Source organism: Haloarcula sp. CGMCC 1.6347 (assembly GCF_037078395.1).
Taxonomy (GTDB): domain Archaea; phylum Halobacteriota; class Halobacteria; order Halobacteriales; family Haloarculaceae; genus Haloarcula; species Haloarcula amylolytica.
On record NZ_JAYMGX010000002.1, the window covers coordinates 1,429,857 to 1,450,900 of the forward strand.

21 protein-coding genes are annotated in these 21,044 nt (G+C 66.0%); 8 read left to right on the plus strand and 13 right to left on the minus strand.

The genetic code is table 11. The annotated features are described in order from the left end of the window. Nucleotides 1-9: 9 nt before the first annotated feature. Complete coding sequence (nucS, locus tag VI340_RS15870; protein ID WP_008306909.1) at nucleotides 10-729, plus strand: endonuclease NucS; 720 nt, start codon at nucleotides 10-12, stop codon at nucleotides 727-729. A 5-nt stretch (nucleotides 730-734) separates the two neighbouring features. On the opposite strand, the gene VI340_RS15875 is transcribed toward nucS, so the two are convergent. After that, nucleotides 735-986 (minus strand): HalOD1 output domain-containing protein, encoded by a 252-nt coding sequence (locus tag VI340_RS15875; protein WP_336329608.1) that lies wholly within the window; start codon nucleotides 984-986, stop codon nucleotides 735-737. A gap of 120 nt (nucleotides 987-1,106) precedes the next feature. Here VI340_RS15875 and VI340_RS15880 point away from each other — a divergent pair, with 120 nt between their 5' ends. Beyond that, on the plus strand, nucleotides 1,107-1,823 hold the full coding sequence (locus VI340_RS15880) for a helix-turn-helix domain-containing protein (RefSeq protein WP_008306907.1): 717 nt from the start codon (nucleotides 1,107-1,109) through the stop codon (nucleotides 1,821-1,823). A gap of 9 nt (nucleotides 1,824-1,832) precedes the next feature. Here the strand turns inward: VI340_RS15880 and mutS are convergent, their stop codons facing one another. Next, nucleotides 1,833-4,601 carry a DNA mismatch repair protein MutS gene (mutS, locus tag VI340_RS15885; protein WP_336358712.1) on the minus strand — a complete coding sequence of 923 codons (2,769 nt, stop codon included), beginning with the start codon at nucleotides 4,599-4,601 and terminating at the stop codon, nucleotides 1,833-1,835. Nucleotides 4,602-4,726: 125 nt separating this feature from the next. On the opposite strand from mutS, the gene VI340_RS15890 reads away from it, so the two are divergent. Then, nucleotides 4,727-5,116, plus strand: a complete 390-nt coding sequence (locus tag VI340_RS15890) for a DUF7383 domain-containing protein (RefSeq protein WP_008306905.1) — start codon at nucleotides 4,727-4,729, stop codon at nucleotides 5,114-5,116. Between the two features lie 174 nt (nucleotides 5,117-5,290). Next, nucleotides 5,291-6,970, plus strand: a complete 1,680-nt coding sequence (thsB, locus tag VI340_RS15895; RefSeq protein WP_442905127.1) for a thermosome subunit beta — start codon at nucleotides 5,291-5,293, stop codon at nucleotides 6,968-6,970. Between the two features lie 307 nt (nucleotides 6,971-7,277). On the opposite strand, the gene VI340_RS15900 is transcribed toward thsB, so the two are convergent. Then, nucleotides 7,278-8,153, minus strand: coding sequence for a hypothetical protein (locus VI340_RS15900; RefSeq protein WP_336358713.1), 876 nt, complete (start codon nucleotides 8,151-8,153; stop codon nucleotides 7,278-7,280). A 76-nt stretch (nucleotides 8,154-8,229) separates the two neighbouring features. Here VI340_RS15900 and VI340_RS15905 point away from each other — a divergent pair, with 76 nt between their 5' ends. Beyond that, nucleotides 8,230-9,225: an ornithine cyclodeaminase family protein gene (locus tag VI340_RS15905; RefSeq protein WP_336358714.1), complete on the plus strand. Its 996-nt coding sequence runs from the start codon at nucleotides 8,230-8,232 to the stop codon at nucleotides 9,223-9,225. On the opposite strand, the gene VI340_RS15910 is transcribed toward VI340_RS15905, so the two are convergent. The 3 genes from VI340_RS15910 to VI340_RS15920 are packed head-to-tail and all read right to left on the minus strand — an operon-like array spanning nucleotide 9,226 to nucleotide 9,843. Next, nucleotides 9,226-9,447 (minus strand): DUF7535 family protein, encoded by a 222-nt coding sequence (locus tag VI340_RS15910; RefSeq protein WP_008306901.1) that lies wholly within the window; start codon nucleotides 9,445-9,447, stop codon nucleotides 9,226-9,228. It lies immediately after the preceding gene. Between the two features lie 43 nt (nucleotides 9,448-9,490). Next, the gene (locus VI340_RS15915) at nucleotides 9,491-9,658 is read right to left on the minus strand and encodes a hypothetical protein (protein ID WP_008306900.1); all 168 of its coding nucleotides are present in this window, start codon (nucleotides 9,656-9,658) and stop codon (nucleotides 9,491-9,493) included. Next, nucleotides 9,658-9,843, minus strand: coding sequence for a hypothetical protein (locus VI340_RS15920; protein WP_008306899.1), 186 nt, complete (start codon nucleotides 9,841-9,843; stop codon nucleotides 9,658-9,660). Before VI340_RS15920 ends, VI340_RS15915 begins: the two co-directional genes overlap by 1 nt. A 198-nt stretch (nucleotides 9,844-10,041) precedes the next feature. On the opposite strand from VI340_RS15920, the gene VI340_RS15925 reads away from it, so the two are divergent. Further along, nucleotides 10,042-11,433: a sensor histidine kinase gene (locus VI340_RS15925; RefSeq protein ID WP_008306898.1), complete on the plus strand. Its 1,392-nt coding sequence runs from the start codon at nucleotides 10,042-10,044 to the stop codon at nucleotides 11,431-11,433. Nucleotides 11,434-11,586: 153 nt separating this feature from the next. Continuing rightward, nucleotides 11,587-14,262 carry a leucine--tRNA ligase gene (gene leuS / locus VI340_RS15930; RefSeq protein ID WP_336358715.1) on the plus strand — a complete coding sequence of 892 codons (2,676 nt, stop codon included), beginning with the start codon at nucleotides 11,587-11,589 and terminating at the stop codon, nucleotides 14,260-14,262. A 30-nt stretch (nucleotides 14,263-14,292) separates the two neighbouring features. On the opposite strand, the gene VI340_RS15935 is transcribed toward leuS, so the two are convergent. The 3 genes from VI340_RS15935 to pheA form a co-directional block, all read right to left on the minus strand. Continuing rightward, nucleotides 14,293-14,745, minus strand: a complete 453-nt coding sequence (locus VI340_RS15935; protein WP_008306896.1) for a peroxiredoxin — start codon at nucleotides 14,743-14,745, stop codon at nucleotides 14,293-14,295. Between the two features lie 2 nt (nucleotides 14,746-14,747). Further along, the gene (locus tag VI340_RS15940) at nucleotides 14,748-15,155 is read right to left on the minus strand and encodes an Hsp20/alpha crystallin family protein (protein ID WP_008306895.1); all 408 of its coding nucleotides are present in this window, start codon (nucleotides 15,153-15,155) and stop codon (nucleotides 14,748-14,750) included. Nucleotides 15,156-15,216: 61 nt separating this feature from the next. Then, entirely contained in the window at nucleotides 15,217-16,032 is an 816-nt protein-coding gene (pheA, locus tag VI340_RS15945) for a prephenate dehydratase (protein ID WP_008306894.1), read from the minus strand. A gap of 224 nt (nucleotides 16,033-16,256) precedes the next feature. On the opposite strand from pheA, the gene VI340_RS15950 reads away from it, so the two are divergent. Continuing rightward, a complete protein-coding gene (locus tag VI340_RS15950) occupies nucleotides 16,257-16,589 on the plus strand; it encodes a hypothetical protein (protein WP_239642243.1) in 333 nt (110 codons plus the stop codon). A 114-nt stretch (nucleotides 16,590-16,703) separates the two neighbouring features. Here VI340_RS15950 and VI340_RS15955 read toward each other — a convergent pair whose 3' ends face one another. The 4 genes from VI340_RS15955 to VI340_RS15970 all read right to left on the minus strand — a co-directional run bounded on the left by VI340_RS15955 (nucleotide 16,704) and on the right by VI340_RS15970 (nucleotide 21,041). Continuing rightward, nucleotides 16,704-17,333 (minus strand): hypothetical protein, encoded by a 630-nt coding sequence (locus VI340_RS15955; protein WP_008306893.1) that lies wholly within the window; start codon nucleotides 17,331-17,333, stop codon nucleotides 16,704-16,706. A 140-nt stretch (nucleotides 17,334-17,473) separates the two neighbouring features. After that, the gene (lpdA, locus tag VI340_RS15960; RefSeq protein WP_336358716.1) at nucleotides 17,474-18,892 is read right to left on the minus strand and encodes a dihydrolipoyl dehydrogenase; all 1,419 of its coding nucleotides are present in this window, start codon (nucleotides 18,890-18,892) and stop codon (nucleotides 17,474-17,476) included. 39 nt (nucleotides 18,893-18,931) lie between these two features. Beyond that, complete coding sequence (locus VI340_RS15965) at nucleotides 18,932-19,240, minus strand: hypothetical protein (RefSeq protein ID WP_336358738.1); 309 nt, start codon at nucleotides 19,238-19,240, stop codon at nucleotides 18,932-18,934. Between the two features lie 145 nt (nucleotides 19,241-19,385). Further along, nucleotides 19,386-21,041, minus strand: coding sequence for a dihydrolipoamide acetyltransferase family protein (locus VI340_RS15970; protein WP_336358717.1), 1,656 nt, complete (start codon nucleotides 21,039-21,041; stop codon nucleotides 19,386-19,388). Between the last annotated feature and the right edge of the window lie 3 nt (nucleotides 21,042-21,044).

A 21,044-nucleotide genomic window follows, 5' to 3' on the forward strand; every position in this document is an offset into this window, starting at 1 on the left:
CCGCCACCCGTGACCGCCGTCGAGACGCTGACCTACCCCGACCCCACCGACGCGCTGGACCTCGCGTCGCGCAACGCCGACCGCGGCGCGCTGGTGACGCTCGTCGGCACCTGTACGGTCGAGTACGAGGGCCGAGCGGCCAGTTCGCTGGGGCTCGGCGACCGCCATGTGATGCTCAAGCCCGACGGGGCCGCGCTGGTCCACACCGACGAGGGCCAACAGCCGGTGAACTGGCAGCCGCCGGGCTGTGAGCACAGCATCAGCGTCGACGACGGCTCGCTGGTCGTCCGCTCCACGCGGTCGACCCCCGAGGAGTCGCTCGAAGTGGCCTTTGAAACGGTCGCCCACGCCGCCGCCTTCGACGTGACAGACTCCAAGGACCTCGCGCTCACCGGAACGGAGGCCGATCTGAAAGACCGCATCCTCGACGAGCCGGCGCTGGTGGAGTCGGGCTTTACGCCGCTTGCGACCGAACGCGAGACCCCCGCTGGTGCAGTCGACATCTACGGCGAGGACGCCGACGGCCGGACGACGATACTCGAACTCAAGCGCCGGCGCGTGGGTCCCGACGCCGTCGGCCAACTGGGTCGGTACGTCGATGCCCTGGAGCGCGACCTGCACGCCGACACCGAGGTCCGAGGCATCCTCGTCGCTCCGTCGGTGACTGACCGAGCGCGTCAGTTGCTCGCCGAGAAAGGGCTGGAGTTCGTCTCGCTCGAGCCGCCGTAACCGCTTTAGCCGTCCACAGTAACCGTTCCATCGGTGTCGACGACCACGCGGTAGCCGCTGTAGTCGAACGCCACATGGCCGTCGGTGTTCGAATCAGCGATGCACGTCGTCAGTGCATCCGGATTGATACTATCGGCCAGTGGGGGGAGCGTCTCGACCGGCCGTCTCTCCGCGGTCGCGACAGCGCGAACGACTGCCGTGACGATGGACTGGTCGGTGCCGTGGACTTCTATAACGGTTGGTGATATTCCGGACACGGTTCTCTGACCTCATGTTGTATTTGTCTTGTAGATGTAAAGTTCAGTGTGGCTAGCATAGTAAACGCCGAAACACGATATATGCCAACACTCTTCACAGTATGCCGGTTGCATTTATGTATGTCCCAACAGTCTGGTAACGGCCGGGCGGTCACCCGTGTGAAGTTTACCCTCTCTGATGGGTCGTATCCCTTCGTTTCGGTGTCTGCAGCCGAATCGTGTTCCGTGATTCTCGAAAAATGTCTCCCCCAGACAGACGACACGTACGCCGAGTTTTTTTCGGTCGAGGGTGCTCGCCCCGGCCGGCTTGTCGAACGCATCGAGGACGAAAACAGCGGTGCGGCGCGGGTGATTGAGTGCACCAGCGACGGTGGGCTCGTCGAAATCAACGTGCGGGACAACTGTCCCGTTGTCTCGCTCGCGGACGCCGGGGCAGTCCCACAGACTGCCCGGAGTGTCGATGGACAGGGGACTATCGTAGCCGATGTCCCGAACCAAACCGATACGGCCGCGGTTATCGATTCGTTCCTGACGGCCCACTCGGATGCCGAACTCGCGGCGAAGAAACAGCGCGATTCCATCGTGCCGCTGTTCGGGTTCCAGAACTACACGTCCCACACCGAGCCACTGACCGACCGCCAGCAGGAAGTTCTCGCGACGGCCCACGAAGCGGGGTACTACAACTGGCCCCGCGGGGCAACGGCCGCGGATCTGGCTGAACTCCTCGACATCTCGGAGCCAACGCTGCACAAGCACTTGCGGGCCGCCGAACAGAAGCTCGTCGCGACCATGTTCGCCTGCCCACACGACGAACGGGCCAGTGCCAGCGATAGTTGACCGCGGCTGTTATTCAAGTCGGTCCTGCAGGTCCGCGAGCGCGTTCATCGCCTCGATGGGCGTCATCGTCGCGACATCGAGCGACGCCAGTTGCTCTGCCACGGCCGCCGGCAGTTCGGCCTCGGAAGCCGACCCGTTCGTCCGAAGCGCCTCCTGTGTGTGGCCGTCCGCTCCACCCTCGCCGGCCGAGGCCACCGCTGTTCCGTTCTCCGTCGGCCCAGTCTCCGTGGCAGTGGAATCTGTGTCGGAGTCGGCCGTCTCGGCATCCGTCAGGAGGTCCCGCGACCGGTCGACGACGGATTCGGGCACGCCCGCCATGCTCGCCACCTCGACGCCGTAGGAGGCCGCCGCGGGACCGGGCGCGAGTTCGTGGTCGAAGCGCACGTCGTCGTCCTCGCGGCTGGTCTCGAAGTGGCGGTTGGTCGCGCCGGGCAGCGCCGCGGCGACGGCCGTCAGGTCGTGGTGGTGGGTCGCAAACAGCGTGTACGCGCCGACCTCGTCGTGGAGATGCTCCGTGACGGCGCGGGCGATAGCCAGCCCGTCGGCTGTCGACGTGCCGCGACCGACCTCGTCCAGCAGGACCAGCGAGTCGGCCGTCGCCGCGTCCAGAATCGTCGCCAGTTCGGTCATCTCGATCATGAACGTCGAGCGGCCGCCGGCGATGTCGTCGCTGGCCCCGACGCGGGTGAACACCCGGTCGAGAATCGGGAGGTCGGCCGCCTTCGCGGGGACGAAGCTCCCCGCCTGTGCGAGCAGGCAGATCAGCGCGACCTGACGCATGTACGTCGATTTCCCGCTCATGTTCGGCCCCGTGACGACAGCGAGGAAGGGCTGTATATCGTCCGCCGCGACGCCGCTTCCGTCTCCACTCGCCGGGACTGGCCCGCTGCCCAGATGCGTGTCGTTGGGGACGAAGGCGTCCTCGGTCCGCTCGACGACCGGGTGGCGGCCGGCGGTGATATCGATGCCGTCGCCGCCGACGGTGGGTCGGCAGTAGTCGTACTGCGCCGCGACCTCGGCGAAAGAGACCAGCACGTCCAGTCGGGCGAGGCGGTCGGCAAGCGCCTGCACGCGCTCGGCCTCGCCGGCCACCTCGTCACGGACCGCACAGAACAGGTCGTACTCCAGATCGTCGGCCGCGCTCTCGGCCCGGAGGATCTCCTCTTCGCGCTCCTTGAGTTCCGGCGTGTAGTAGCGCTCGCTGTTTTTCAGCGTCTGGCGGCGCTGGTAGTCATCGGGGACGGAATCGAGATTGGCGTTGGTCACCTCGATGTAGTAGCCATGCACCGAGTTGTGGCCGACCTTCAGCGAGTCGATGCCGGTGCGCTCGCGCTCGCTGGCTTCGAGGTCCTCGATCCACTGCTTGCCCGACTGCTCGGTCGAGCGCAGCCGGTCCAGTTCCTCGTCGTAGCCCTCGCGGATGACGCCGCCCTCCGTCACCTGCTGTGGCGGGTCCGGGCGGATCGCCGCCTCGATTTCCTCGCGGGTGTCGACCAGCGGGTCCAGCGTGGCGTGCAGGTCCGCGAGCAGCCGGGCGTCGGCGTCCGCGAGGTGGTCCCGGATGTCCGGCACGACCGACAGCGTGGCGGCCAGCGACCGGAGATCGCGCGCGTTCGCCCGGCCGCGAGAGACACGCGAGATGAGCCGTTCGAGGTCGTACACATCCGCGAGCAGACCCGAGAGCGCTTCGCGGGTCGCGGGGTCTCGCTGGAGTTCCGCGACCGCGCCGTGGCGGGCCTCGATGCGGTCGGTGTCCAGCAGCGGCCGGCGGAGCCAGTCGGTCAGCTTCCGCCGCCCCAGCGCACAGGCGGTCTCGTCGACCGTGTCCACTAGCGTGCGGTTCTCGTGGCCCCGGACCGAGCGCCGCTCGAACAGTTCGAGGCTCTCGACGGCCACGGCGTCGAGTAGCATGTACTCCCGCGGGTCGTACCGCGTGAGATGGTTGAGGTAGTCGAGCGTGCCGGCGGGGTCCACGTCCGCGTCGACCGGTTCGCCGTCGGGGCCGACCGCGCCGCTGCTGCCGCGGGTGTACTCAGCGTAGGCCAGCAGGCCGCCACAGGCCCGGATTTCCGCGTCGCCTGCGAGCAGGCGCTCCGGCGGGCCGAAGTACTGCCCCACGCGGTCCTCGGCGCGCTCCCGGTCGAAGGCGGCCGCGTCGTACCGCGTCACCAGACAGGCCGGGCCGAAGACGGCGTCCCTGTCTACGTCGACCTCCGGTCCGACGATGGCTTCCGCCGGGCCGAACCGGCTGAGTTCGTCGGCGACGGCGGTTTCGGAGCCGACACTGGTCGCGTAGCAGTCGCCGGTCGAGATATCCAGTAACGCCAGCCCGTACCGCTCGCCAGCGGTCAGGGCGGCGACGTAGTTGTTGTCCGCCCCGCCCAGCAGTTCGCTCTCCGTGAGTGTGCCGGGGGTGACGATCCGCGTCACCGCCCGCTCGACCACGCCGCTGACCTCGTCGGGGTCCTCGACCTGATCGGCGATGGCGACCCGATAGCCCGCGTCCAGCAGTGTCTCGACGTAGGACTCGGCGTTGTCGATGGGGATGCCGGCCATCGGGTACTCGCCGGTCGAGTCCTCGCGTTGGGTCAGCGTGATCTCACACAGCCGGGCGACCCGCTGTGCGGCCGCACAGAAGGCCTCGTAGAAGTCCCCGACCTGAAAGAGGACCAGGGCGTCGTCGTACTGACGGCACAGCTCGTAGTACTGCGCCATCATCGGCGTCAGGTCCTCCTCGAGCTCGGCCATCTTCTCGGGCGGGCCAAGCGCAGCGTCCATACCGACTGGCAACAGCCCCCTACTCATAGGCGCTCCGCTCTCCTGTGCGTGCTCTGTTCCCTCTGGGTGACACTGCGACCGCAACTGACCACTGATTTTTATACCGCCCGGGAGACGTAACCCGTATGTCACGTCGTGCCAACTACGCGCTCTGTCAGTTCCAGCAGCTCCTCGGCCCGTCGGCGGACTCGCTCGACGTTCCCTGGGCCGAGTACACCGGTGATTCGACCGATCCGGTTTCCTTCGACATCTCCACCTCGTCACCGGATGACCCGTACGTGCAGATGCAGGTGTTCGACGTCGAGGACTTCGACCACGAAATCGTTGTCAACGGCGAGGCGCTGTCGGGGTTCGACATCGCGCCTGGCGAGGGGTGGCAGCTCTGGATGGACACGATTGCGCCCGAGCGACTGCACCTCGGTAAGAACACGATCCAGTTCCGACGGGACACCGACTCGAAAGACGCCTTCGTCGTCGGGTCGGTCACGGTCCACTGGACGGAACCCGTCGAGTGAATATATAAACAGGTCGTCGCTCGCTTGATGGGGCGTGCCAACAGCTACCACTATCGACGGACCGTACTCCCTCTGTCTGGTGGTTTCACCTGTTCTGGCTGTCTCAATGGGTGACCGACGAACGCCCCATAACCCGTACTTTTATATAGAACCACATGCAATCTTCGCTTGATTATGAGCCAACGCCAGATGCAGGGCCAGCCGATGATCATCCTGGGAGAGGACTCCCAGCGGATGAAGGACAAGTCTGCACAGGAACACAACATCTCGGCCGCTCGCGCGGTCGCCGAGTCAGTACGCTCGACGCTCGGCCCGAAGGGGATGGACAAGATGCTCGTCTCCTCGATGGGTGACGTCACCGTCACGAACGACGGCGTCACCATCCTCTCGGAGATGGACATCGACAACCCGACAGCCTCGATGATCGTCGAGGTTGCCGAGACACAGGAAGACGAGGCCGGTGACGGCACCACCTCCGCCGTCGCCATCGCAGGCGAACTCCTCAAGAACGCCGAGGACCTCCTCGAACAGGACATCCACCCGACGGCGATCATCAAAGGGTTCGACATGGCCGCCACGCAGGCCAAGGACGAAATCGCGGATATCGCCACGGAAGTCGACCCCGACGACGAGGAACTCCTGAAGAAAGTCGCCGAAACCTCGATGACGGGCAAGGGCGCGGAGCTCAACAAGGAGCTGCTCGCCCAGCTCATCGTCGACGCGGTCAACGCCGTCACCGTCGAGGCCGAGGACGGCTCCGTCATCGCCGACCTCGAATACCTCAACATCGAGACCCAGACCGGCAGCTCCGCCGGCAACTCTGAACTCCTCGAAGGCGCGGTCATCGACAAGGACCCGGTCCACGAGGAGATGCCGACCGAAGTCGACGACGCCGACGTCCTGCTGGTCGACACGGCCATCGAACTCGACGAGACCGAGGTCGACGCGCAGCTCTCCGTCGACGACCCGAGCCAGCTCCAGAACTTCCTCGACAAGGAAGAAGAGCAGCTCAAGCGGATGGTCGACCAGATCGCCGACACCGGCGCTGACGTCGTCTTCTGCCAGAAGGGCATCGACGACATGGCCCAGCACTACCTCGCCGAGAAGGGCATCCTGGCCGTCCGCCGCGCCAAGAAGTCCGACATCGAGTTCCTCAAGGAAGTCCTCGGGGCCCGCATCGTCTCGGACCTCGACTCCGCGACCGCGGAGGACCTCGGGCACGGCTCCATCACCCGCGACGAGGCCGAAGGCCTGTTCTACGTCGAGGGCAGCGGCGACGAGGCCCACGGCGTCACTCTCCTGCTCCGTGGCTCGACCGACCACGTCGTCGACGAACTCGAACGCGGCGTCACGGACGCGCTCGACGTCGTCGCGGCGACGGTCGCCAACGGCAGCGTCCTCGGCGGCGGCGGCGCACCAGAAGTCGAAGTCGCTCGCCGGCTCCGCGACTACGCCGACAGCGTCGAAGGCCGCGAACAGCTCGCTATCGAGTCCTTCGCCGACGCGCTGGAGATCATCCCGCGCACCCTCGCCGAGAACGCCGGTCTCGACAGCATCGACACGCTGGTCGACCTGCGCGCCGCTCACGAGGACGGCGACGTCAGTGCCGGCCTGAACGTCTTCTCCGGTGACGTCGAGAACACGCTCGACACCGGCGTCGTCGAGCCGGCCCACGCCAAGCGACAGGCGATCTCCTCGGCTGCAGAGGCCGCGAACCTGGTCCTCAAGATCGACGACATCATCGCTGCCGGCGAGCTCTCGACCTCCGGCGGCGACGAAGGTGGCCCCGGCGGCCCCGGTGGCGCCCCTGGCGGTATGGGCGGCATGGGCGGCGGTATGGGCGGCATGATGTAAGCGAGGGGCCGAACGAAGTGAGGGGCCCTCGAATAGTGAGCGGCGAAAGCCGCGAACAGCGAGGTTCTGAGCGGAGCGAAGTCTCCGAACGAGCGAATCGCCGCTTGCGGTTCGGTTTTTTTGCGGTTCTGTAACGCGCCGAGTCATCTCAGCGTGTATATCGAGACGTGAAACCGGAGAAACAGTTAGGTACGTCTCTGCGAAGTATCGACTGTCCCGGTCCGTTTGGTGGGACGGACTGGTGACAGCGGGTGGGGGCCTCTCTCCGTTTTGTGACTGATTCGACGGCGTCCAGCCGTTGCTCGCGTCATTCGGGACGCGCTGTTCGGTTTCGATGGCGTTCGGTCCGCTGTCGGTCTTCGAACACCACGTCCGTCGTTCCGAGATCGCTGTAGCGGAGAATCTCGGTCACTCTGTGGGTATCCGTTCCGTTCACGACCGTGTACTGGAGCGCGTAGCCTCGGACGACGCCGTTGGGCGTCACGGTCGCCGAGAGGGAGACGTTGGTCACACGGTCGACGGGACGGGTGGCAACCGCGCTGTCGTCGGCCGACCCGGTTCCTTTGATGCGATACAACGGAACGCCGTACAGTTGCTTGATGACCTCGTCGCCGGGGCGGATGGATGTGATGTTAGTGGCGGAAAGCAGCGCTATGAGACGCCCGTTGAACGTGGGTTCGAAGAACAGCGCGGCCCGAGGTGAGCGTGGCGGGCCACCGATACCGCGGCTGTCCGCGACCACTTCCGCCGACGTCGGCCCGTTGATGGTCGTCCGCCTGAGCGCACGGCCGTCCCGCCAGGTGCTATGGATCTCACGCGCTGTCACACTCTCCCCGGATATCGTTCGGGTGGCCGTGTACGACTCGTAGCCCGCGCTGACGCTGGCACGGGTCCGGACGCGGCTGTGCAGGCCGCTGCCGTTCATGACGGTCCTGGTGTGGTGGACGCGATAGGAGGTGTTCGAGAGCTGGCTGACGTGGGCGCGGCCGAGCGCGGTGGCGTTGACGACGCGGTCGCCGACGACGCCCGGGGCCCGTTGTTCGGGGCTCGTCGGCGCGTCCGCGGTCGGGACTGGAGCCGGTGTCACCGTCTCCCTGGCGGCCGAGCCGTCCCCGAACAGACCGGCACACCCGGCGCTCAGCAGACAGAGACAGACCGCGGCAATCGCCGCCCCGCGACGCATACCCGTGACTGGTCGTGTGGCGATATAACCCCTGTGACGGCGGAGGGCTGAATATCGTCGAGTGTCAACATACCGTATGCAGACGCTACTTCTCGGCGCGGACGCGGTCGAGGATCATGCGACGATGCCGGCAGTCATCGACGCGGTCGCCGCGGCCTTCGCCGCCGATGCCAGGGAGAACACCATCATGCCGGCCAAGTCCTACGTCGACCTGCCGCAGTACAACGGCGACTTCAGGTCGATGCCGGCCTACGTCAACGCGGAGACGTGGGACGCCGCCGCGGTCAAGTGGGTGAACGTCCACCTGGACAACCCCCGTGACCACGACCTGCCGACCGTTCTCGGGACGCTCATCTACTCGGACCCCGAGACGGCGTTCCCGCTGGCCGTGATGGACGGCACCGTTCTGACGCGCCTGCGGACCGGGGCGGCGGCCGCCGTCGCCACCGATCATCTCGCCGTCGCCGACGCCGACTCCCTTGGGCTGGTCGGGGCCGGCACGCAGGCCCACACGCAACTGGACGCTATCTCGTCGGTCCGAGATATCGAGACGGTGGTCGTCGCCGACCGGGACGCGGAGAAACAGCAGGCGTTCGTCGACGCGTTCGCCGACCGGTTCGACGTGCGGGCGGGCACCATCGAGGACGCCGCCGGCTGTGACGTGCTGTCGACGATTACGCCCGTCGAGTCACCCATCGTGGACCGGGAGTGGGTCGGAAAGTGCACACATATCAACGCCATCGGAGCCGACGCCGCCGGCAAGCAGGAACACGACGAACGCACGCTGCTGGACGCGAAACTCGTCATCGACAACTACGAACAGTGCACCCACTCCGGCGAGATCAACGTCCCGTGGGGCGAGGGGGTCCTGACCGACCACAATCTCCACGGGGAACTCGGCGACATCGTCGCGGGCACCCTCTCGGGGCGGACCGACGACGACAGGATAACCCTCTTCGACTCCACGGGACTAGCTATCCAGGACGTCGCGGCCGCGCACGTCGTTTACGAGAACGCAAGCGCCGACGGCGACGGAACGCCGTTTTCCCTCGTCGATACCGATACGACCTGATTACGACGAGGGCGTGAGCATGTCGGTCACTTTCGAGATGCCCCAGACGATGATGATAAACGGCAGGAGCGGGACCAGCAGGACGAGCAGGCCGGCGAGCATGCCCCAGCCGATCACGTCCATCCCCTCGTTGGGACGGCTCCGCGACCCCGGCGTGACCGACCGGAGGGCCTTCGGCAGTCGTCCGCTGTCCTTCGCGTCGTCGTCAGGTGATTCCGCCATACTTTCTCTTGCATTGAGACGTGTATAAGCCTAGGCCCGGCGGCTACATCGCACCGGCGACGCCGCTGCCGATGGCAGCCCCGCAGTTGTCACAGGCCACGAGGTAGAACCGTTTAGAGGCCGTAAAGAAGCCGGTCGTCGATTCCATGTCGAGGAACTCTACGTCGTCCGGGCTGGCCATCTCCGCGTCGCATTCCGGACAGTGGACCATCAGGCTGCACCTCCGTTGGACTTCGCGCCGGCGACGCCGCTACCGATAGTGACGCCACAGGCCGCGCAGTTGGCGGTGTAAAAGCGCTTGGAGGCTTTGATGAAGCCGGTCTTGGCGTCCACTTCGACGAACTCGATGTCGTCGGCCGTTTCGAGCGAGGTCTGGCAGTCAGGGCAGTGTACCATACACTCCCGACACCAGCCGAGACCGGCAAAAATCTTGTGTGGGGCGCCGCTCTCTCGGCCGGAGTACCGGCGACGCTATCGGCTCGACAGTCCGGGCGACATCGCTGCACTGGCAGTTGTGAGCGGCGTCTGGTCCTCGAAACACCCGAAACAGTGACAGTCCACCACACACAATAGTTTGGTCACTGGGAACGCACTATGGGTAGCAAATCTGTGCTCGTCGTCGCAGCCGACAGGCTGGATACCGGGACTCTCGAATCCGCTCTCGCTGAGACGCCGGCTTCGATCACGCATCTGTCGGACCTCACGGCCCTCTTTGACACGCTCACCCATTCGACGTTCCACGCTCTCGTTCTGCCCGAAACAGTCGATGGCCAGTCCGGAACCGATATCGCGTACGGCGTCAGGAAGCTGTTTCCCGACTTGCCGGTGATCGTCGCTGGCGAGGACCCGTCGGCGGTCCCGGATGCCCTCGACGTGACGGCCGTCGAGGCGTCGACACGTCTCGAAGACGCCGTCGCCGAGACCCTCCGGGACAGTCTCGACGCTGAGCCACCGACTGTTGCCGGACGCCCGCCGTCCCCGATGGAGACGCTGTTGCTCTCCCTGTTCAACGAGCTGCCGGACCACCTGTACGCGAAAGACGAGCAGGCCCGACACGTCCTGATGGGTCGGGGGTTCAACGAGCCGACCGACCGGCTCGGCCTCACCGACGTCGAGGTCCCGGAACTGGCCGATGAACACGCGAAAGCGGCCCTGCGTGATGAGATGGACGTTATCGAGGGCGACACGGACCGGATCGAAGTGGAGGAGTTCCTCGATCTCGACGCGTCGTACGTCCGCACCCGCAAGATGCCGTGGTACGATTCCGCTGGGAACGTTCGGGGAATCGTCGGACACACTCAGGATATCACGGCGCGAAAGCTCCGCGAGCACGCGTTTCGCCGCCAGCACGAACGGATGGTGAAAGTCGCACTCGTGGCGTCTCACGAGCTTCGAAACGAACTCCAGATCGCCTACGGGCGACTCGAAGAACTGGCTGACTGTGACGATTCGACCGCCGACATCGAGGAGTCGCTCTCCCAGATCTCGACGATTATCGATACCGTGGTCGAACTCTCCACGAGCGATCCGAACCGCTCGAGCCAGCGCGACGAGATCGAACAGGTTCCGAAGCGAAAACACGTCTGGCTCTCCCGTCTCAGTCGGGAGGTGTGGGACACCCTCGCCGGCAGTGAGGCGTGTCTGACTTTCGATGGGGACACCCGCATTGTCGCCGATCAGGAGTCCGCCGGGCTGTTGCTCCAGATACTGTTCCAGAACGCGCTCGAACACGCTGGAGCGTCGGTCACCGTCACCGTCGGTACGACGGCCGACGGCTTCTTCGTCGCTGACGACGGCCCGGGCATCGATGTCGAACCGCCGGAGCGCGTGTTCGACGCGGGCCACACCGCTGTCCCGGAGAACACCGGATTCGGACTCTACGTCGCTCGCCGGGTCGCCGCGGACCACGGCTGGACGATCTCCATGTCCGAGAGCGAGTCGGGCGGCGCTCGATTCGACATCGGCAACGTCGACTGTCAGGCATAGCCGGCGGCTGGTCGACCTGCGGCGACGCTACCGCTCTGTGGTACGCCGGTCCCCCGGATTCACATCCATTCGGCTTGTGGGCTCGTGCGGCCGACCCTGATAGCCTCCCGAAGGGAAAGGTATAGCACGGTCGCTGCCGGATGTTCCGATATCATGACCACGACCGGTGAGGAACGCGAGCGGGGGTTCGATCACACGGAGATCGAGCCCCGGTGGCAGCGCACGTGGGACGAGGCCGACGTGTTCCGGATCGACGACGACGAGACCGACCCGGAGTACGTCCTGGCGATGTTCCCGTACACCTCCGGGAGCCTCCACATGGGCCACGTCCGGAACTACACTATCACGGACGCCTACGCCCGCTTCGAGCGGATGCGCGGCGAGAGCGTCCTCCACCCGATGGGCTGGGACTCCTTCGGCCTCCCCGCGGAGAATGCCGCCGAGGAACGCGACACCAACCCGCGGGACTGGACGATGCAGTGCATCGACTCGATGCGCGAGCAACTCACGGAGATGGGCTTTGGCTACGACTGGGACCGGGAGCTGGCGACCTGTGAGCCCGAGTACTACCAGTGGAACCAGTGGCTCTTCAAGCAGTTCCGCGAGGAAGGGCTGGTCGAGCGCCAGGCCGCCGAACTGAACTGGTGTCCCTCCTGTGAGACCGTCCTCGCTGACGAGCAGGTCGAGGGCGAGGCGGAACTGTGCTGGCGCTGTGACACGCCAATCGAGGCCCGCGAGATGGACCAGTGGTTTTTCACCATCACCGACTACGCCGAGGAACTGCTGGAAGACTTAGACGACCTCGACGGCTGGCCGAACAACGTCCGGGAGATGCAGCGCAACTGGATCGGCAAGCAGGAGGGCGCGAGCGTCGCCTTCGAGGTCGGCGACTACGGCGACGTGGACATCTTCACGACCCGTCTGGACACCATCCACGGCGCGACGTTCTTCTCGCTGGCCCCGGGCCACCCCGTCGCTCAGGAAATCGCCGAAGACAACGACGAGGTCGCCGAGTACATCGAGACCGCCGAGCGGGCCGACGAGGATGAACTGGACGTGACCTCCGGCGTGTTCACCGGCGAGTACGCCGAAAACCCCGCCACCGGCGAGGAGATTCCCGTCTACGTCGCGGACTACGTGCTGACCGACGTGGGGACGGGCGCGCTGTACGCCGTGCCGGCCCACGACGAACGCGACCACGAGTTCGCCGAGGCCCACGACATCGACATCGTGCAGGTCGTCGAACCGACAGATGATGCGGACGCTGACCCCGAGGACATCGACGTACAGGCGGCAGCGTATCCCGAGGACGGCCTGTTGGTCAACAGCGGCGAGTTCGACGGGCTGGCGAGCGCCGAGGCCCGCGACCGGTTCGTCGAGGAGTTCGACGGCGAACACCGAACCGAGTACAACCTCCGGGACTGGGGCATCTCCCGCCAGCGCTACTGGGGCACCCCGATTCCGATGATTCACTGCGAGGACTGTGGCTACGTCGAGGTCCCCGACGAGGACCTTCCCGTCGAACTGCCGGAGTTCGTCCACACCACCGGGAACCCGCTGGACGCCGCCGAGGAGTGGAAGCACGTCGACTGCCCCGACTGCGGGGCCGACGCGGTGCGGGAGACGGACACGATGGACACCTTCGTCGACTCCTCGTGGTACTTCCTGCGGTACACTTCGCCGGAGATGGACGACGCCCCCTTCGACACCGAGCGGGCCAGCGACTGGATGCCGGTCGACCAGTACGTCGGCGGCATCGAACACGCCGTGATGCACCTGCTGTACGCTCGCTTCTTCACGAAGGTACTGGACGACCTCGACATGGTCGACGGCGTCCGCGAACCCTTCACCAACCTCACGAACCAGGGGATGGTGCTGGGCGAGGACGGCAACAAGATGTCCAAGAGCCTGGGCAACGGCGTCTCGCCACAGCGCATCATCGAGGAGTACGGCGCGGACACGGCCCGGCTGTTCATCATGGAGGCCGCCCAGCCAGAGAAGGAGTTCGCCTGGAGCCCCGAGGGTGTGCAGTCCGCCCACAGCTTCCTCCAGAACGTGTACACGCTGGTTTCGGAGTACGCAAGCGGCGAAGTTGATACAGGGGAGACCAACGACATCGCGGCCTACGTCGCCCGCGAAATCGACGCCACCGCGGCGAACGCGACGGCCGAGTTCGAGGACTTCCGGTTCAACCACGCGCTCCAGGCCGTGCGGGAACTGGTGTCGCTGCTGCGCCGGTATCAGGAAGCGACTACCCCCGACGCCGACACCTTCGAGCGCGGGCTGGCGACGGCGGCGAAACTGCTCGCCCCGGTCGCCCCCCACGCCGCCGAGGAGATGTGGGCCGAACTGGGCCACGACGCCCTCATCGCGGAGGCCGAGTGGCCGGCTGCTGAAGCCCCCGAAGACTACGAGATGGAGCGCCGGCTGGTCGAGAACACCCGCGAGGACATCCGCGATATCGTCGACACGGTCGGCATCGAGGACCCACAGACCATCACGCTCGCCGTCGCGCCCCAGTGGAAGCACCGCGTGCTGGACCTCGCTCGAAACGCCGACGGCAACGTCGTCGGGACCGTCATGCAGGACGAGGAACTGCGCGAGCAGGGCGAGGCGGCCGCGGACTTCGCCAAGGAACTGGCCGGCCGCGCGCAGTCGCTGGACGAGCAACTGCCGCCCGAGCGCGAACAGGCGGCGCTCGAACGGGCCGCGTGGCTCATCGAACGAGAGTTCGGCGCTGACGTAACCGTTCAGGGACCAGCGGAAGCGGACCCCGACCTCGTCGGCAAAGCCGGTCCCGGTCGCCCGGCCATCGACATCGACGAGTAGCCGAGCGTCCGCCACACGGCCTGTTGCGGCCTACTCGGTGCTGACTAATCCAGTGTCGACGAGGTCCTCGAAGACGCTCGCCGCGTGGCCGTCGGGACCGACACGCTCGTAGACGGCGACGACGCGTTCCTTCGCGATGACGTACGTCGTCCGCTGGCTCCGTCCGTCGACCAGCGACACATCGAACGCTTCGGACAGTCGCCCCTCGGGGTCGGCCAGCAGGTCGAAGCTGATGCCGTTCGCCTCGGCAAAGTCGCGGTGGCTCTCCACGCCGTCGGTCGAGACGCCGTACACCGAGACGCCGGCGTCCTCGAACCGGTTTGCGTGCTCCTCGAACTGTTCCGCCTCCGTCGTACACCCCGGCGTGTCGTCCGCCGGATAGAAGTACAGCACCGTCGGCTGCTCGAAGGCGGGCTGGACCGGGTTTCCGTGCTGGTTCGTCGCCCTGATCGTCGGCACGTCCGTGCCGGGTTCGAGCACCATCGTCAGTTCACTGGGATGTCCGTCCCGTCGTCGCCCTCGCTGTGAACGATCTTCTCAAGCCGAACGGTGAGAACGCCGTTGTCGTAGCTCGCAGTGGTCTCCGCTTCGTCGACGGACTCGGGAAGACGGACCGACCGGCTCAGCGACTGCTGGCGGCGCTCGCGCTGGACGTACTGGCCGTCAGTCGACTCTTGCTCCCGGCTCGACGTGGCGCTGATGGTGACCTCTCGGTCCTCGACGAGCTGGACGTCGATGTCGTCGCTGTCGTAGCCCGGCAGGTCCGCGTGGACGACGAAGGCGTCGCCCTCGTCGACGACGTCCACTGGAATAGCGCCCATGTCGACGCCGAACTGCTCTCCCAGCATATCGAACGCGCGCTCGATCTCGCTGAACGGATCGCGGTCAGACATACACGGGGGTACACGGGCCCGGGACTTAACGCTTGAACGGGGCCGGCGGTGTCCCGCTGACTCAGTTGACAACCGTCTGCGAGTCGTACGACCCCAGCCGGCGGACCCAGCCCTTCTCGGCGATGTCTTCGATGTCGGCGAGGGCGTCCTGCGTGCGCTGCTCGTAGAGGCCGGCCGAGATGTCGATGTGGAAGACGTAGTCGCCAAGGCGCTCGCCGCTGGGTCGAGATTCGACGCGGGTGAGGTTGATGTCGCGGTCGGCGAACGGCTCCAGCAGTTCCAGCAGCAGCCCGGGGTAGTCGACGTCGGGGTAGACGATGAAGGAGGTCTTGCCGCCGGCCTCGCTGCGCTCGCTCGTCGGGGCGACGACGACGAAGCGGGTGGCGTTCGAGGACTGGTCCTGGATGTCCTCGGCGAGCACTTTCAGTTCGGTCCCGTTGGTCGCGTTCTCGGGGTGGCCGATTGCGGCGATGTCCGCGTCGCCGCGGGCGCGCTCGACGCCGCGGGCCGTCGACGCGACGGCCTCGACGTTGACGCCGGGGTAGTGCTCGTCGAGCCAGCCCCGACACTGGGCCAGCGCCTGCGCGTGGCTGGCCACCAGCGAGAACGACTCGTCCTGTGCGAGCAGCGCGTGGCGGATCGGTGTGATGATCTCCTCGACGACGGCAACGTCGTACTCCGCGAAGGCGTCGAGCGATTCCGTGACGGAGCCCTCGATGCTGTTCTCGACCGGGACGACGCCGCGCTCGGCCTCGCCGCTGGCGACGGCTTCGACGATGGCGGTCACCGACTCGGAGAAGGATATCTCGTCGTCGGTGACTGCCTGTGCGGCGCGGTGGGAGTAGGTCCCCTCGGGACCCAGGGTAACAGTGGTCATACCCGGGGTACAGCGGTGGGAACCAAAAGAACCGTGGTCATCGGCAAGCGCTGTGCCGGGGCGGTCGCGGTATTCGTCTGGCGCTGTCTCGGTGGCGTCAGCCGCCGTTCAGGACAACCGTGCCAGGTCCTCGTCAGTGCCGTGTCAGACAGGCACCCGTCTGACTGCTTGCGAATCTACAGCGGGTGTACTTTTTTCAGCAAGCGTGAGCGAATAGCGACTGTATGTCAGCAACACCGCAAGTGACTGACGCAACCGCGTTCGAAGACGGGTCACTCGGCCTGCAGGTCGTCCTGTTTGTCGTGACTGGAACGCTCTACGGCCTGTACTGGCTGTACAAGACTGCCAAGCAACTCGATGCAGGGACAGACCAGAACCTGACTCCCATTTTGGCAGTCATTCCTCTCGTAAACATCATCGGGATCTGGCAGATCTCAAACGCGGCGGAAGCCGTCACCGACCAGAGCGGCGTGGTCCTGTTCCTGCTGTTCGTCGTCTTCGGTCCCATTTCGTGGTTCTTGATACAGTCAGGTATCAACGACGTCGCGACTAACTGACGGCGTCTTCGACTTTTCACGGACGCGAAATCCCGCTACTGCTGTATCGTTACAGCGGGAGCAAGGCGAAAGCCCACGCCTGAAGGCGTGGGAGGAGGTCAACGGTGACACTCCTCACTCGTTGCTACGATGGAACAGCGCGAGGTGAACGAGAAGGTATCGCGAGGCGTAAAAAACCGTCACGCTGGCGACGAAGGCGAGCAGTGAGACCGTCGCAACCGACAGGCCGAACCCGGAGTCGACGAACGGGTTTCGACCCGTGGACGCGATGTATGCGGACACTGCGTCACCACCGCCCAGGCCGACAGCGAACAGGCAAAGCGAGAGCACGATCGCCAGTCCGCCGGTTCCAAGGCCGACGTAGCGGGCGAAGTCCTCGGCGTTGAGCGCCGCGTGCGCCTGTCGCTCGGTCAGCGGCGCAAGCCGGACCCGGTAGAGAACTGACCCGACGAGCACCGTCGCACCGAACAACTGCAAGAAGCCGCCGAACAGTCCGAGCAACAGCACCTTCGGCGAAGCGACGCCGGGGTCGATCGACGGGAGAAACGCCGCGGTGCTGTCCGGATACAGGCCGTAGATCGGTAGTAACAGTGCCAGCGCACCAAGCAGGGCGCTCTGGAGCGCGAGCGTCCGCGGGACGGTCTGTCTGAGATACGAGTGGCGTTCATAGCGGAGTCGCTCGTACGTCGACCCCGAAATGATCGCCTGGGCGATGGTATCGTCGGGCTGTGAGTCAGTAGACATATCTTACCGGTTCCTAGTCACCGACAGTTTACTCAATCCACAATATAACCCTTTTGCACGGCGCAAAATTCTGCCTCTCTGTCAGTAAACGCCCACAGAGTTGTGTTTGACTGATCTTCGCGAATCAGCCCAAAATGTTCTCAGCGCGTGTGAACCGCTTCGCCGCGTGCCGCCGCGGCCGCCTCGTGGACCGCTTCGGAGAGCGTCGGGTGCGTGTGAATCGTCCCGGCGATGTCCTCTAGTCGCGCGCCCATCTCGATACCCAGCCCGAGTTCGGCGATAAGCTCCGATGCTTCCGGGCCGACGATCTGCGCCCCGAGCAGGAATTCCTCATCGGCATCGGCGACGACGCGGACGAAGCCCTCCTTCTCATTGACCGTGAGCGCGCGGCCGTTTGCCCGTACCGGCATCTGCCCAGTGACCGGGTCGAAGCCCGCCGCTTCGGCCTCGCTCTCAGTCATACCGACAGTGGCGATCTCGGGGTCGGTGAACACCGCGGCGGGAATCGCCTGATGGTCGAACGCGGCCGGTTCGCCGGCGGCGGCTCTCGCAGCGACCTCGCCTTCGGCCATCGCCTTGTGGGCAAGCATCGGCTCGCCGGCCACGTCGCCGACTGCGAACACCGACTCGAACGCCGTCCGGCACTGGTCGTCGGTCGGGATGACGCCGTTCTCGTCCGTCTGGAGGTCGATATTCTCCAGCGCGAGCGTGTCCGTGACCGGCTCGCGGCCGACCGCGACGAGACATTTCTCGGCATTGTACTCGGTGACCGAGTCGTCTTCGTCGACGGTCTGGACGCGAATGCCCTCGTCTGTCTCGTCCCAGTCGTCGGCCGCCTCGCCGAAGTTGAAATCGATTCCCAGATCCTCGGCGCGGTCGCGGACGACCGCCGCGACGTCGTCCTCGTAGCCGGGCAACACGTCGTCGAGCATCTCGACGACCGTGACCTCCGCGCCCAGTTTCGCGAACACCGTCGAGAGCTCCATGCCGATGTAGCCCGCGCCGACGACGAGCAGCTTCTCGGGGACCGATTCGAGCGCGAGCGCGTCCTTCGAGGAGAGGATGTGCTCGCCGTCGAACTCGAAGCCGGGGACCGCCATCGGTCGGCTCCCCGTCGCAACGATGGCGTGTTCGAACGACAGCGACTCCGAGCCCTGCCCCTCGCCGCCGTGAGCGACTCGGACCGTCCCGTCGTCGACGAACTCGGCGGTCCCCTCAATCAGATTGACGCCGGCGCTCTCACACAGCGATTCGACGCCCCGTGTCAGCCGTGTGACGACGCCGTCTTTCCACTCTGTCATCCCGGCCATGTCGACGGCCGGGTCCGCGAACACGCCCATCGACTCGGCCTGTCGGGCGTCGTGGGCGACGTCCGAGGCCGAGATGAGCGCTTTCGAGGGGATACAGCCGTGATTCAGACAGGTCCCGCCGTAGGCGTCCCGCTCGACGAGCGTCGTGTCCAGTCCCAGTTGCGCGCCCCGTATCGCGGCGACGTAGCCGCCCGGACCGCCGCCGATAACAAGCAGTTCGGTTCCAGTAGTGACATCTCCAACGACCATAGCGGTGCCTCGTCCGGGTCCGTGAAAAGCTATCGCCCTTCACCTCACTGTCGTGTCTCGCGTGCGCCGCCGATACAGATAGTAGCCGACGACCGGTACCGACACCGCAAACGCCGCGAGCAGTGTCGATCCCACCCCGTGGACGATGCCGGCGAGCGCATACAGCGGTGTCGGGGACCAGTCCCCGTCGGTCCGCCGGAGGTGTCGACTGTCGAGAAAGAGGCCGACTGTGAGAAGCAGGCTGAACAGCACACTCGCCCAACTGGCGAGGACGGTCAGAGCAAACGCGCCGAGGAACGTTCCGAGACTCGCTTCACCGGCCGACCCCGACGATATGAACAGTTCCATCGACAGCCGGGCGAGGGCCATACATCCCGGCGGCAGGACGAACAGCGCGCCTAATCCGTACCAGATCCATGTGTCTCTCGTGGAGGGCATCACCAGCCCTGTCGTTCCAGTGACGAATTTCGGTTTCGATTGCGAACCCGAGCGGCTACTCCAGCAGGAGCCGCGTCGGGTCCGCCAGGTACTCCTTGAGCGTGTTGACGAAGCGCGCGGCGTCTGCCCCGTCGATGACGCGGTGGTCGATTGCCAGCGAGAGCGGGAGCGTGGGTTTCGCGACGACCTCGCCGTCTTCGGCCACCGGCCGCTCCTTCAGCGCCCCGATCCCGAGAATCGCCGTCTCGGGGACGTTGATTATCGGGCTGGCGTACTCGCCGCCGATGGCCCCGAAGTTCGTGACGGTGAACGTCCCGCCCTGCATCTCCGACCGCTCGATGTCACGCTCTCGGGCCCGCCCGACGAGGTCGTTGATCTCGTCTGCGAGTTCGACCAGGCCCTTCCCGTCCACGTCGTCGACGACCGGCACGACAAGGCCGTGGTCGGTCGCTGCCGCCACGCCGATGTTGTGGACGTCTCTGTAGACGATTTCCTCGTTTTCGGTGTCCAGCGCCGTGTTGAGCACCGGGTGCTGGTCCAGCGCCGCGGCGACGCATTTCACCACGAAGGGCGTGTACGTCAGGGTGACATCATGTTCTTCGGCGAGTGGGGCGAGCCGCTCACGGGCCTCGACGAGGCCAGACACGACGACTTGGTCGTGGTGGGTCGCGTGGGGCACCTCTCTCCGGGACCGAGCCATCTGTTCGCCGATGGACCGACGGACGCCACGGTACGGTTCGCGGCGCTCGCCGTCGCCTGTCTCGACGGCTGTCGTTTCGGTCCCAGCGCCGCCCGCCTCGGCTGCCGTTCCCGCTGCGCCACCTTCGGCGCTGACGGCTTCGGCGCTGACGGCTTCGGCATCAGCCGCCTGCGCGGCCTGCTGTGCCTCCGCGTACGTCCGAACGGCCGACTCGTCGACGTAGGGCTGGCCGTCCCGGGTCTGGTCGGTCGGGACGGCGTCGATGTTCACGTCGAGTTCGCGGGCGGCCTTTCTGGTGGCTGGCGTCGCCAGCGTCTGCTCGCGACTGGCGGCCGCCTGTCCGTCACCGGAGACACTTCTGACGGCTGACTTGACAGCATTCCCGTCGTCTGTGTTCGCATCGTCGACCTGCGAAACTGCTGTGGTCGGGCCGTCCCCGTCGTCGGACGCCTCCGAAACGACCGACGTGGGGCCGTCGTCGCCGTCGGTCGTCTCGGCGGCCGATGCTGTGGCCGCCTCGACATCCCCCTCGGTGACGCGACCGCCCGGCCCGCTCCCGTCGACGGCCGCGATGTCGACCCCCTTCTCACGGGCGAGTCGACGGACGCTCGGCGAGGCGAACACGCGCCCGTCGGCCGTGCTTGCGTCAGACTGGTCCGACGCATCGGCCGCTGTGGTTTCGCTCGCAGCGTCGTCGGCTACCGCCTCTGTGGTAGCTTCTGCCGATTCGGCGTCGTCCGCACTGCCAGCCGCCGCGTCGTCCGCTTCGGCATCGCCCGCCTCGTCGATAGTGATGAGCACCTCGCCAGTCTGTACCATCTCGCCGACTTCGGCGTGCAGTTCCTGCACGACGCCGTCGACCGGCGACGGCACGTCGACGGCGGCCTTGTCGGTCTCCACCTCCGCGAGGACCTGATCCTCGGTGACGGCGTCGCCCGGCGAGACGTGCCAGGTCAACACCTCACCCTCTGCGACCCCTTCACCGAGGTCCGGGAGATTGAACTCGAACATACG